13 protein-coding genes are annotated in these 12,349 nt (G+C 58.9%); 12 read left to right on the top strand and 1 reads right to left on the bottom strand.

The window, feature by feature from the left end:
* The first annotated feature begins 24 nt into the window (after window positions 1–24).
* The 5 genes from AC0CW1_RS07655 (at window position 25) to AC0CW1_RS07635 (ending at window position 5,534) form a co-directional block, all read left to right on the top strand.
* Window positions 25–1,026 (top strand): M14 family metallopeptidase, encoded by a 1,002-nt coding sequence (locus AC0CW1_RS07655; protein ID WP_488182473.1) that lies wholly within the window; start codon window positions 25–27, stop codon window positions 1,024–1,026.
* Entirely contained in the window at window positions 1,019–2,002 is a 984-nt protein-coding gene (locus tag AC0CW1_RS07650) for a M14 family metallopeptidase (protein WP_488182472.1), read from the top strand. The genes AC0CW1_RS07655 and AC0CW1_RS07650 overlap by 8 nt, the downstream gene beginning before the upstream one ends.
* Window positions 2,003–2,114: 112 nt before the next feature.
* Entirely contained in the window at window positions 2,115–2,972 is an 858-nt protein-coding gene (locus AC0CW1_RS07645; protein ID WP_488182471.1) for a CsxC family protein, read from the top strand.
* 298 nt (window positions 2,973–3,270) lie between these two features.
* On the top strand, window positions 3,271–4,431 hold the full coding sequence (locus tag AC0CW1_RS07640) for a THUMP domain-containing class I SAM-dependent RNA methyltransferase (protein ID WP_488182470.1): 1,161 nt from the start codon (window positions 3,271–3,273) through the stop codon (window positions 4,429–4,431).
* Window positions 4,432–4,463: 32 nt separating this feature from the next.
* Window positions 4,464–5,534, top strand: a complete 1,071-nt coding sequence (locus tag AC0CW1_RS07635; RefSeq protein WP_488182469.1) for an HAD family hydrolase — start codon at window positions 4,464–4,466, stop codon at window positions 5,532–5,534.
* 89 nt (window positions 5,535–5,623) lie between these two features.
* On the opposite strand, the gene AC0CW1_RS07630 is transcribed toward AC0CW1_RS07635, so the two are convergent.
* Entirely contained in the window at window positions 5,624–5,782 is a 159-nt protein-coding gene (locus AC0CW1_RS07630; RefSeq protein WP_012281545.1) for a hypothetical protein, read from the bottom strand.
* Between the two features lie 254 nt (window positions 5,783–6,036).
* On the opposite strand from AC0CW1_RS07630, the gene AC0CW1_RS07625 reads away from it, so the two are divergent.
* The 7 genes from AC0CW1_RS07625 to bioA all read left to right on the top strand — a co-directional run bounded on the left by AC0CW1_RS07625 (window position 6,037) and on the right by bioA (window position 12,304).
* Window positions 6,037–6,288 (top strand): hypothetical protein, encoded by a 252-nt coding sequence (locus AC0CW1_RS07625; RefSeq protein ID WP_488182468.1) that lies wholly within the window; start codon window positions 6,037–6,039, stop codon window positions 6,286–6,288.
* Window positions 6,289–6,314: 26 nt separating this feature from the next.
* Window positions 6,315–8,486 carry a Tex family protein gene (locus AC0CW1_RS07620; RefSeq protein WP_488184113.1) on the top strand — a complete coding sequence of 724 codons (2,172 nt, stop codon included), beginning with the start codon at window positions 6,315–6,317 and terminating at the stop codon, window positions 8,484–8,486.
* 94 nt (window positions 8,487–8,580) lie between these two features.
* Complete coding sequence (locus AC0CW1_RS07615; protein ID WP_488182467.1) at window positions 8,581–9,048, top strand: N-acetyltransferase family protein; 468 nt, start codon at window positions 8,581–8,583, stop codon at window positions 9,046–9,048.
* A gap of 20 nt (window positions 9,049–9,068) precedes the next feature.
* Entirely contained in the window at window positions 9,069–9,227 is a 159-nt protein-coding gene (locus tag AC0CW1_RS07610; RefSeq protein ID WP_488182466.1) for a hypothetical protein, read from the top strand.
* 215 nt (window positions 9,228–9,442) lie between these two features.
* On the top strand, window positions 9,443–10,036 hold the full coding sequence (locus tag AC0CW1_RS07605; protein WP_488182465.1) for a biotin transporter BioY: 594 nt from the start codon (window positions 9,443–9,445) through the stop codon (window positions 10,034–10,036).
* Window positions 10,037–10,205: 169 nt separating this feature from the next.
* Complete coding sequence (gene bioD, locus AC0CW1_RS07600; protein WP_488182464.1) at window positions 10,206–10,940, top strand: dethiobiotin synthase; 735 nt, start codon at window positions 10,206–10,208, stop codon at window positions 10,938–10,940.
* Window positions 10,928–12,304: an adenosylmethionine--8-amino-7-oxononanoate transaminase gene (gene bioA / locus AC0CW1_RS07595; protein WP_488182463.1), complete on the top strand. Its 1,377-nt coding sequence runs from the start codon at window positions 10,928–10,930 to the stop codon at window positions 12,302–12,304. Before bioD ends, bioA begins: the two co-directional genes overlap by 13 nt.
* Window positions 12,305–12,349 lie beyond the last annotated feature (45 nt).

The following is a 12,349-nucleotide window of genomic DNA, read 5'->3' as shown; positions in this document are numbered from 1 at the left end:
AGAATCAGCGGAGGAGGCGCGCTCTTGGAACAGAAGATCCTCACCATACGCATGCCGGCCCAGGACCAGTTCAGCATCCGCAAAAATGTGCTGCGCGCTGGTCACGGCAAGACGACAGCCCGGGCCGCCATCGTCAGCGGCATCCATGGTGATGAGTTGGAAGGGCTCTACACCATCTACCTGCTGAACCGGTACCTGCAGGAACTGCGGGAGAAGCGGCCCGAGGTGTTCCGGGGGCAGGTGGATTTTTACCCCACCGTCAATTCTCTCGGCCTCGGCAGCCTCAACCGGTCCTGGCCCTTTTTCAATGTAGACTTAAACCGTCAATTCCCAGGCAACCGGGAAGGTCATGTGCCCTTGCAGGCGGCTCACGCGTTGCTGGAAGACTTAAAAGGCGCCGACCTGGTGGTGGACATCCATGCCAGCAACAAGTTTCTCCTGGAAATGCCCCAGATCCGGATGCAAGATGTCTACGCGCCGAAGCTGCTGCCCCTGGCGAAACAGTCGAATGTCGATATTGTCTGGGTGCACTGCTCTTCGTCCATCTTGGAGACAACCTTGGCGACGAACCTGAACGAGATGGGGGTCCCGGCGCTGGTGGTCGAGATGGGCATCGGCCAGCGCCTCAACCCAGTCTATTCGGAACAACTCCTGCAAGGCATCATCCACCTGCTTTGCCACCTGGAGATCCTCGACCTGCCCGAGGAGGAACTGCCTGTCCTGTGCGCGCCCCGGGTCATCGGCGACAACGAGGTCTGGTACTTCAACGCCGAAGCGTCGGGTCTCTTCGTGCCGGAGGCGAATGTCTTCGGCGCTTGGATCAAAGAGGGCGACGTCATCGGCAGAATCGTCGATCCCTTGAAGGGAAGCGACCTCCAGGTCATTGCCAGCCCGCGGGACGGTTTGCTCTTCACCTTGCGGGAGCATCCTGTCGTCTATGAAGGATCGCTGCTAGCCCGGCTGATGCTGCAAAGGCAGGCATCGCCAGTGAACCATGAGGGAGAGGGGGCGAGAGACGATGCATGAGCCCATCGTCGAGTTAAACATCCCCTTTCGCGAACCGATGGTCATCTACAAAAATGAATTCCGGGGCAGCGGTAACGGACCCCTCATCTCCCTCGTCTCGGGCATGCACGGCGACGAGATCAGCGGCATGTATCTCTTGAGCCGACTGGCGGCCTTCTTGGATCGGGTGGAACGAGGCCAGGAGCCCTTTTACACCCTGGTAGGGACGGTGCGGCTGATCCCGGTTGTCAATGTGCCGGGCGTCAACTTCGCCACCCGCAACTGGCCTTTTGATGGCACCGACATCAACCGCATGTTTCCCGGCTATGACCTGGGCGAGACGACACAGCGCATCGCCGACGGCATCCTCCGGGCCACCGTCGATTCCCACTACGCCTTCGATGTCCACGGCTCCAACGAGCAGTTTTTCGAGATCCCTCACCTGCGCATGTTTTCACCGACGGAAGAGGACCTGCGCCTGGCGCCGTTCCTGCGTTGCCGTTATCTGCTGCGGCGGGAGTTGACGCCGCACTATAAGGCCCAGCTCTCCTACCAATGGAAGGAAGCGGGCATCTCTCCCTACATCCTCATGCTCGGCGTGGCCCGGCGCATCGATGACGACCTGGTGGAAACGCTCTACCAGGGACTGATCGACTTCATGCTGGCGACAGAAGTCCTGGTCGGTCCTCCTCCGGCGCCGCCGCTCCAGCCGCCGTCCTTCGGCCGAAACCACACCCACTTGGTCCTGTCTCGGACCGCCGGCATCTTCCGCCCTACCGCCACGGCAGGAACGATGCTGCGTAAGGGCGAACTGCTTGGCCAGATCGTCAACGTCCTCTCGGGACAGGTGGAAGAAGAGGTGCGGGCGCCAGCGTCGGGATTGCTAGCCAGTATCCGCTCGTACCCCCTCGTCTATGAAAAAGAACTCCTGGCCCGCCTGTTCACGGCTGATGAAAACCCCTCGGGGGCGGCCGACGTGTGGTACCAGGAGCAATAAGCTTTTCATCCCCCGGATCGCCGGGGGATTTTTCTTTGACTGTAGGGTTCCGGGGAACCGATTGGCAATGACTGGTATATATATGTAATGGAAAAGGAAAGGAGTGGAATAAATGTCGAAGAAAGGAAAGGCGTCATATCCTGCGCCTAAAGCGTATTCGTGGCACCGTGTCTGGCATGCCGACAAGAGCCGCGAAAAAGACTGCTGTAGCGAGCCGCCCGAATACGAGTGCGGCGAGGTGAGTTGTGAGGTGGACTACTGCATGGACGGTGGAAAAGTGTCTCCCAAGAAAGATGTCTGCGGCCAGGTGGTCAGTGTGCGGACCCTGCCCCTCTGTCCGAACACACCCGGCAATGTGGCCTGCGGTCAGGTGAAGGTCCCTGTCGTGCTGGCAGAGCCGACGATCCAGATCGAAGTGGAAGCCGATCTGGAACTGGACCAGTATGCCCTGGAGATCAAGCGGATCAAAAAAGAAGTCGTCCTCACCCAATGCGAACTGGTGCTCGGATCCAACAAACTCTTTCTCGGCGGTTACGTGCGCAAGAACATCGAGTACGCCACGGTGGACTGTGAAAATTGTTCCACCAAGTGCGGCGATATCCGTCATTGCACCGTACATGTACCCTTTGAGTGTGTCACGCCGATCACCTTTGCCAATCCGCCCCAGTTTCATGCGGCGAAACCCTGCGTCAATGTCGAATTCGAAGGACACAAGTTTATCGCCGATGAATCCATCTGTGTAGATGTGAAGAATGAAAAACCCTTCTGCGAACTCCTGTCCTCTGTCATTTATGAGGAAGACATCATCAAGCACAAGGAGTGCGGCTGTGACGACGGAGAAGAGTTGTTTAAGAAGTTTACCGAGAAGATGGTCATCGTCCTGACACTGAAAGTGCTCCAAAAACAGCAACGCGTCATCCCCCTGGGGCCGCCTCCCCATCATCATCACCACTGCAAGAACGACTATTGATGAGTAGGGGAAAAACCTTCTAGAGGTACCAAGAAGCTCTCCCGGGGGAATGAGCCCCGATGATTGAGACTTGAGAACAACACGGTTCAACCGAATACGTGTTGTTTTTTTGTTCTAAACTATTCTACTGCAACCGCTCAATCAACAAATGGATGCACCGTCATCACAGTATCATCCGATCGTAGGGAATTTATCTGGCCCTTTTCGGCGTTCACACCTATACTATAGTCACGGGAAAAATAACCACGAAAAAAACGGGGCGCCCAGCGATCCGGGCGCCCCTCATGCAGGTGAAGAAATGGCAAAAATCGAACTCATCGCGACAGCCGCCTTCGGTTTGGAAGCGGTTGTCGCCCGGGAACTGCGGGACTTGGGATATGACGATCAGATGGTCGAAGACGGCCGGGTCATCTTTCGCGGCGACGAGGCGGCCATCTGCCGGACCAACCTCTGGCTGCGTTCGGCCGACCGGGTCCTGGTCAAGGTAGGTTCCTTCCCGGCAACCACCTTTGAAGAACTCTTTCAGGGGACGAAGGCCTTGCCCTGGCCGGACTGGCTGCCGGAGGACGCCGAGTTTCCCGTGGAAGGGAAATCGGTCCGCTCCAAGCTGTTCAGCGTCTCCGACTGCCAGGCTATCGCCAAAAAGGCCATCGTCGAAAAGATGAAGCAGCGGTACAATCGTTCCTGGTTTGACGAAAAGAGCCCCCGCTACACCGTCGAAGTGGCGCTCTTAAAGGATGTGGCCACCTTGACCATCGACACGAGCGGCGCCGGCTTGCATAAACGCGGCTACCGCGATCTGGTGGGACAAGCGCCCTTGAAGGAGACGCTGGCGGCCGCCATGATCCAACTCAGCTTTTGGCGCCACGATCGGGTGCTGCACGATCCCTTCTGCGGCACCGGCACCATCCCCATCGAAGCGGCCATGATCGGCCTCAACCTGGCGCCGGGCCGCAACCGGGAGTTCGCCGCCGAGCAGTGGGGCCAGATCCCGGCCTCCCTCTGGCAAGAAGCCCGCGATGAGGCAGACAGCCTGGCTGCCCTAGACCGGGAACTGCGCATCACCGGAACCGATATCGATGAAGGGGCGCTCAGCCTGGCCCGCCACCATGCCCGCAAGGCCGGTGTCGACACGAAGGTCCACTTGCAGCGCCTGCCTATGTCAGAGACCCGCTCCCGCTTCAAGTACGGCCATCTGATCTGCAACCCGCCCTATGGCGAGCGCTTGGGAGAACAGCGGGAGGTGGAAGGCCTCTACCGGGAGATGGGCAAGGTCTTTTCCAGCCTCGACACATGGTCCTTCTATGTGCTCACCTCCCACCCCGGTTTTGAGGCGCTCTTCGGGCGCAAGGCCGACAAGAAGCGAAAACTCTACAACGGTCGCATCCAGTGCAACTACTACCAGTTCTACGGGCCGAAACCGCCCCGGCGCGATGAAGCGGGGGAAGTAGGCGAATAACCCTAAGCCTTATTCCGCCAAAGGAGTGTGCCATGTCTCACTATGACCTGATTCTGTTCGACCTGGATGGAACGCTGACCGATCCGAAGACAGGCATCACCAAGTCGGTTCAATACGCCCTGGCCAAGTATGGCATAGAGGTGGAGGAGCTCGACAGCCTGATCCCCTTCATCGGGCCGCCGCTCCTCGATTCTTTTCGACACTTCTACGGCTTTGACGAGGAAGAGGCCCGTCAGGCGGTGGCCTATTACCGAGAATACTTCTCCGTGACGGGGATGTACGAAAACGCCGTCTTCCCGGGGGTCGCCGACCTTCTCGACCGGCTGACCGCTTCTGGGACCGCGCTGGCTGTGGCCACGTCAAAACCGACTGTTTTCGCGGAACAGATCCTGCGCCACTTCGGACTCGAACACTACTTTGCTCATATTGTCGGCAGCAATCTGGACGGCACCCGCTGCGCCAAAGGGGAGGTCATCGCAGCGGCGCTGGAACACTTCCCCCAGGTCGAGCGCCGGCGCGTCATCATGGTGGGCGACCGCGAGCATGATATCATCGGCGCCAAGGCGAACGGGATCGCCTCGATGGCCGTCGCCTACGGCTATGGCTCTTTGGAGGAACTCGAGGCGGCCGGACCGAACCAGATCGCGGGTACGGTAGACGCGATCGAGCCTTTGCTGGATTTCCCGGTTCTCCATTCGATGGAGTCCTTTTTTGGGGAACGGGTTGTCATCCGCACCGTACCGGCCCCCTTCGAGTTCGGCGTGCTCAGCGCCCGGGTGCTGGCCGACGCTGCGGAGGTTGCCGGTGCTATGGTATCTGGAGAAGAGGCCGCCATGTCGGAAGTTGCTAGTTTGGAAGCGCCTGGCACAAGAGTAGCCGACGAAATGGGCTCTAGCAAAGAGGCTGCCCAGGCAATGCTACCGGAGCGAATTTCCATCCACCCTCGCCACACCGCCGATGCCGTCTCCTTTGAAGTGAACCTGTCGACAGACCGCTATTCCACGTTGTTCCCCCTTGTGGCGGAAGCCCTCACCAAGCTCCAGGCCCAACTGCCGGCGCTCAAAAGGGAGGCGGCCAAGCTCGAACGCTCCTGCCGAAAATGACGGTAGTCTTACAAGAGGCGGTCGCCTCTTTTCATTTAAAAAAGAAAAGCCCCGGCAGAGCCAGGACCGAAACGAAAGAGGAGCCTACATCATTCCTTCGGATCTTCGGGGCGGTGCGCCGATGACTTGTTGCGCTTCTTCGGAGCCTTGATGCCGGGGGCCAATTCTCCTGGTTTACCCAGGCGGGCCCACAGCTCTTCTAATTCCTCGGGAGACAACAGGTAGGAACGCACTTCATTTCCGTTCATCCACGAACCGCCTTTCATCCTCTGTAATCCTTCGGACATACCATTTTAACCTGAAATGAGGGAATCCGTAAACAGGGAATTACAGGGAGGAAAAGGACTGCCATGGAGAAAAGCGGGGCGGCGCCGAGGCCAATCGCGAGGAGAGCATCCCATCGCTTATTTTACCGATAGGCGGTGGTAAGAGCGGTTTTGTCGGCATATTAACGCTGGAACAGGCTTTTTTGATGAAGAACACCTAAGGAAGGAATTTTGCAATGGAAGAAAAACAAAAAAATCAGCAAGAAGAACAACCACAGATAGAAACCGGGAAGGACGCTCAGAACGAAAGGCAGCAAACGACACAAAAAGCCGGGCTGACCGTCGATCTCATGCGGAAGATCATCGAAGAGAAGAAGCAAAAGAGCGCCAGCCAAGGGCATACGAAAAAGGGTAAAGATGAGGGCGGACCTGTGTCGGCCCGGCCCGGCATCAAGAAGTACAAAAAAGGCGGACTCTTCGACAAGTAAGGAGCCCCGAAAAAGAGGAGAAGGATCTGTTGGTTGCCGATATTATAGCCAAAGAGCTGGGGCTGAATGCCGCCCATGCGGCCAAGGCGATTGAACTGTTGGATGAGGGGAACACGATTCCCTTTATCGCCCGCTACCGCAAGGAAGCCACCGGCGAGATGGATGAAAACAAGCTGCGCGAGTTGGCCGAGCGGCTCCATTACCTGCGGTCGCTGGCCCAGCGCAAGGAAGAGGTCCGCAAGAGCATCGAGGAACAGGGAAAGTGGACCGATGATCTGGCGAAAGCGCTGGAGCGGGCCAAGACCCTGGCCGAGGTGGAGGATATCTACCTGCCCTACCGGCCCAAGCGCAAGACCCGGGCCAGCCAGGCGCGAGAGCGCGGCCTGGAACCGCTGGCCCGCCTGATTCAAGCCCAGGAACTGCGTACAGGAACGCCGGAAACAGCGGCGGCGTCCTATGTGAACCCTGAAAAGGATGTGCCCGATGCGGCGGCGGCCTTGCAAGGCGCTCTCGACATCATCGCCGAGGAATTGGCGGAAGACGCCGAGGTGCGGCGCTGGGTGCGCGCCTTTACCGCCCGAAAGGGCGTCCTGATCGCCAAGGCGGCTGATCCGGAGGCTGCGTCACCTTATCAGATGTACTATGACTATCAAGAGCCAGTGGCCAAAATCCCGCCGCACCGCGTCCTGGCCATCAACCGCGGTGAGCGGGAGAAGGTCCTGAAAGTCAAAATCGAAGTGGAATGGACACCCATCGGCCAGCACCTGGAGGGCCATGTCATCGTCCGCCCCTCGATTTTCACGGACCGGCTCAAAGAGACCTTGCTCGACAGCTACAAGCGACTCCTGGCTCCGGCGATGGAGCGGGAGTTGCGCAACGAACTGACGGAGAAGGCGGAAGAGCAGGCGATGAAGGTTTTTCAGGCCAACCTGAAAAACCTGCTCATGCAGCCCCCCATCGGCCGCCGCCGCGTCCTCGGTCTCGACCCCGGTTTTCGCACCGGCTGCAAGTGGGCGGCCCTGACGGAGACAGGCAGCCTGCTGGAAGTGGGCGTCATCTACCCCCATGAGCCCCAAAAGCGCTGGGAAGAAGCGAAGAGAAACCTCCGTCAGATCGTCAAAAAACACGGCTTCGAGTTGATCGCCATCGGCAACGGCACGGCCAGCCGTGAGACGGAGGCTTTCGTAGCCGAGGCGATCGGCGAGATGGAGCAAGCCGTCCAGTTCATCATCGTCAGCGAAGCCGGCGCCTCCGTTTATTCGGCGTCCCCCTTGGCGGGCGAGGAGTTTCCCCAGTTCGACCTGTCCTTGCGCAGCGCCGTTTCCATCGGCCGCCGCCTCCAGGACCCTCTGGCCGAACTGGTCAAGATCGAGCCGAAAGCCCTCGGTGTCGGTCAGTACCAGCACGACATGAACCAGAAGCGCCTCGAAGAGACGCTGGGCGGCGTCGTCGAGTCCTGCGTGAACACCGTCGGCGTTGATCTGAATACGGCGTCCACATCGCTGCTTCGCTATGTCGCCGGTGTTTCGCCCCAGGTCGCCAAGAACATCGTCGCCTACCGGGAGGAAAAGGGGCCTTTCCGCAAACGGGCAGAGTTGAAAAAGGTGAGCCGCCTCGGCCCGCAAGCCTTCGTCCAGTGTGCCGGCTTTGTGCGCATCCCCGACGGGGACAATCCCCTTGATAACACGCCCGTTCACCCCGAATCCTATGACGGCGCTCTGGCCCTCTTAAAAGCCCTCGGCTTCGGACCTGCCGATATTCGCGGTCCCCGCCATGGCGAACTGAAGCTGGCCCTGACCAAGGTGGATGTGACGAAGATGGCGGAGACGACCGGCCTCGGCGTGCCCACCTTGAAGGACATCATCGAAGCCTTGATGAAACCGGGCCGCGACCCTCGGGAGGACCTGCCCAAGCCGCGCTTTTCCTCAGAGGTGCTTTCCATCGACAACCTGAAGGAAGGCATGGTCTTGCAGGGGACGGTCCGCAATGTCGTCGATTTTGGCGCCTTCGTCGACATCGGCGTCAAACATGACGGCCTCGTCCATGTCTCCCAACTGGCCGACAAGTTCGTCCGCCACCCCATGGAGGTCGTCGCCATCGGGGACATCGTCACCGTGGCCGTCCTCTCGGTGGACCGGCAGCGGGAGCGCGTCGGACTGACGATGCGGGGTATTCCTCAGGCAGGAGGAGAAGCATAGAGGGCCAGAGCTATAGGGATATCAAAACCAGCATGTTTAGCGTAGGAGTGTGACAGCGATTTAACAAAAGTAATTTTATGAGGTGAATGCAGAAATGTCGCAGATGAAGTCGCCGATCTCCGTCGAACAGGCTACGACAGACGACATACCGGCTATGGTGTCGCTCCTTGACGAACTGTTTCGGCTGGAAAAGGATTTTCTCCCCGACCCGGACAAACAGGTGCGGGGGTTGAAGTTGATCCTGGCCTATCCCGATAGGGGCCGTTTGCTCGTACTGAGAGCGGAAGGGAAGGTCATCGGCATGGCCAACCTGCTCTTTTCTGTCAGCACCGCCGAAGGAGGACCGGTGATCGTCCTGGAGGACTTGATCATCTCCGGCGAAGCGCGGGGAAAGGGCTACGGACGATTGTTGATGGAACATGTTTTTGCCATGGCCCGGGAAGAAGGGTTTTTGCGCGTCACCGTCCTCGTTGACGCTGACAACGGTCCGGCTCACGATTTTTATCACCGCTTGGGGTACGGGCGATCGAACATGATCTGCTACCGCCATCATTTGGGCTGAGGAAGCTGGCGCTGCGTCTGTTGCTGACGAGTCTCGTCATGACCTACGCCTACGTCAATCTCGTTATTGCCGTCATCCTCGGCCGGGTCTTCCTCGATGAACCAGTGACAGCATGGACACTGGCCGGGAAAGTGCTCGTGTTGGCCGGTGTCTTTCGAAGTCGGAGAAAGGCGCATTGATCAAGCAGCCCTGACTCTTTTTGCTCATTGATTAAGGATCACGTATTTTCCTCGATGAGGCGCCCCTGGCCGTCTGTTTGTACGGCCGGGGCTTTTTTGCGCCTATATTGTAAACTTGATTCTGAATACATGGTTGACATAAGGCGCGACGATCAGTACAGTATATTTGTCAACAGAACAACAGAACGCACGTCGACAAAAGGAGGCTAACCACTATGGGTTGGACACCCCGAGAGATGGCGCAGGTGGCGCTCTTCGCCGCGTTGACGGCGGCCGGCGCTTTTATCAAGGTTCCTGTGCCGTTTGTTCCTTTTACCTTGCAGTACCTTTTCGTCGCCATGGCCGGCCTCGCCCTGGGCAGCCGAATGGGCCTGGCCAGTCAGTTGGTTTACATTGGCATCGGCCTCATCGGGCTGCCTGTCTTTGCCGAAGGGGGTGGGCCGGGGTATATCCTCAAGCCGACCTTCGGCTATCTGATCGGCTTTGCCATTGGCGCCTGGCTCATCGGCCGTCTGACAGAGAGGCTAGAAAAGCCGAGCGTCGTCCAACTCTTTGGGGCCAGCTTGGCCGGGCTGGCCGTCATCTACGGTCTCGGCGCCGTCTACCTCTACGGGATCATGAATCTCGTTCTCGCCAAGTCGATCACCCTTTGGAACACCCTGCTGTACGGCATCCTGCTTCCCCTGCCTGGCGATATCCTGCTGAGCGGCGCGGCGGCTTATATTGGGATAAAGTTGTGGTCCTTGCGCGGGACTGCGCTGAACCCGATTTTCCCGCAAGAAGCCACCAAAGAGGAACAGCAGGCATAGGCAGCCAAAGGAAGGCGTCAACGAGGGACAACAAGGTAAAGCAGGCGAACGAAAGCGCATCGAGGAACAGAGGCGCAATATATGTTTAGGAAGCCAAAGCAGAGACAAATCGGAAAATGAACGAAAGCATCACATAGGAGAAAAAGTCCGAGAAAGCGAGGATGGATGTTTGCATAAAGGCATCTTTGTCACTGGCACAGACACCGGCGTCGGAAAAACGGTCGTTACCGCTGCGCTATGCAAGGTGATGACCGCCGCCGGCATCAACGCCGTTCCTTTTAAGCCGGTACAGACGGGCGCGCCCCGGCACGAGGGGGGCTTTTTCCGGGAAGACTTGGCTTTCTACCGCCATAACTTGAAAATCGACCTCCCCGACGATTGGCTCAGCCCGGTTTGTTACGAACAGCCCTTGGCGCCTGCTGTGGCGGCAGAACTGTCCAAGCGGCCCGTAAACCTGGAGGTCCTCCGTCAATTCTTCCTACGTCTGGCAGACAGCCACGATGTGGTGCTCGTCGAGGGGGCCGGCGGCCTGGCTGTGCCGGTCACGACGCCGGATTTTACCATGGCCGACCTGGCGTGCCTGTGGAAGCTTCCCCTCCTGATCGTGGCCCGGGCCGGCCTCGGCACGATCAACCACACCGTCCTCACGGCCCGATATGCCTTGGAAAAAGGGATTCCCGTCCTGGGGATCATCCTAAACGGCGCATCGGAAACGCCGGACCTCGCCGAGCAGACCAGCCCTGAGATGATTGCGCACATGACGGGGCTCCCCATACTGGCGCGCTTGCCCCATATGGGCGATATCGGCCATGCCGATCCCTTTGAAGAGTACTGCCGCCTGCTGGCGGCGCAGTTGGATATCGGTAAACTCACCGAGGAGGCGGCGCGGTTATGCGATCAATAGACAACGATGACCTGCAGGAACTGGACAAAAGGTACATATGGCACCCCTTCACCCAGATGCGTGAGTACTGCCGGGAAGACAACCTGATCATCGAGCGGGGCGAGGGCAGCTACCTTTTTGATACTCAGGGGCGCAAGTACCTCGACGGCATCTCATCGCTCTGGGTGACGGTCCACGGCCACAACCGCAAAGAGATCAACGAGGCGATCCAGCGTCAGGCGGAACAGGTGTCCCATTCGACCCTGCTGGGCCTGTCTAATGTCCCTGCCATCCGGCTCGCCCAGGAACTGGTCCGGATCACGCCAGAGGGTCTCAGCCGGGTCTTTTACTCCGACTCGGGGGCGACATCGGTAGAGATCGCCCTGAAGATGGCCTTTCAGTACTGGCAGCAGCAACCGGACGAAAGCAAGCGGGGCAAACAGCGCTTTCTCACGTTCACGAACGCCTATCACGGTGACACCATCGGCTCCGTCAGCCTGGGCGGCATGGACCTCTACCATACGATGTACCGGCCCTTGCTGTTCCAGAGTTTGAAAGCGCCGGCCCCCTACTGCTACCGCTGTCCCTTGGGCCGGCAAGCGGAGGAATGCGGCTTTGCCTGTTTGGAGGAATTCGAGCGCATCATCCGGGCGCACAAGGACGAATTGGCCGCTGTCATCATCGAGCCTCTCGTCCAAGGGGCAGCCGGCATCATCACGGCGCCGCCGGGGTACCTCCGGTCCGTTCGCGAACTCTGCACCGAATGCGACGTCCTCCTGATCGCCGACGAGGTGGCTGTGGGCTTTGGCCGCACGGGGAGTCTCTTCGCCTGTGAGCAGGAAAGGATCTCACCGGATCTGATGTGCCTGGCCAAGGGCATCACCGGCGGCTACCTCCCCTTGGCGGCCACGCTGGCCACGGAAAACATCTATGAAGCCTTTTTGGGCGACTACAGCGAATACAAGACCTTCTTCCATGGTCACAGCTACACAGGCAACCCGCTGGCTTGCGCCGCCGCCCTGGCGAACCTCGAGATCTTTGAGCGGGACCGTGTGATCGAGCGTCTGCAAGGGAAGATCGAAGGGCTTCGCCAGGGGCTAGCGCGCTTTCTAGAGCTCCCCCATGTGGGAGATGTGCGCCAGCGCGGCTTCATGGCGGGCATCGAACTGGTGAAGGACAAGGCGACCAAGGAACCCTTCGCGGCGGCGCTGCGGATGGGGCACCGGGTGATCCTGGAGGCGCGCAAGCGCGGCGTCATTCTCCGTCCCCTCGGTGATGTGCTCGTCCTGATGCCGATCCTGGGCATGAGCGACGGCGAACTGGATCAGTTGCTGCAAGTCACCTATGAATCGATTTGCGCTGTCGCGTCCGAAATAATGGCATGAAAGGCGTCGACTTATCGATAAAGTGGTTTCCGCGTTGAGGTGGAT

This window comes from Heliomicrobium sulfidophilum (genome assembly GCF_057715735.1).
The sequence above is the reverse complement of the archived record's forward strand: the minus strand, read 5'-3'. Positions and strand labels throughout refer to the sequence as shown.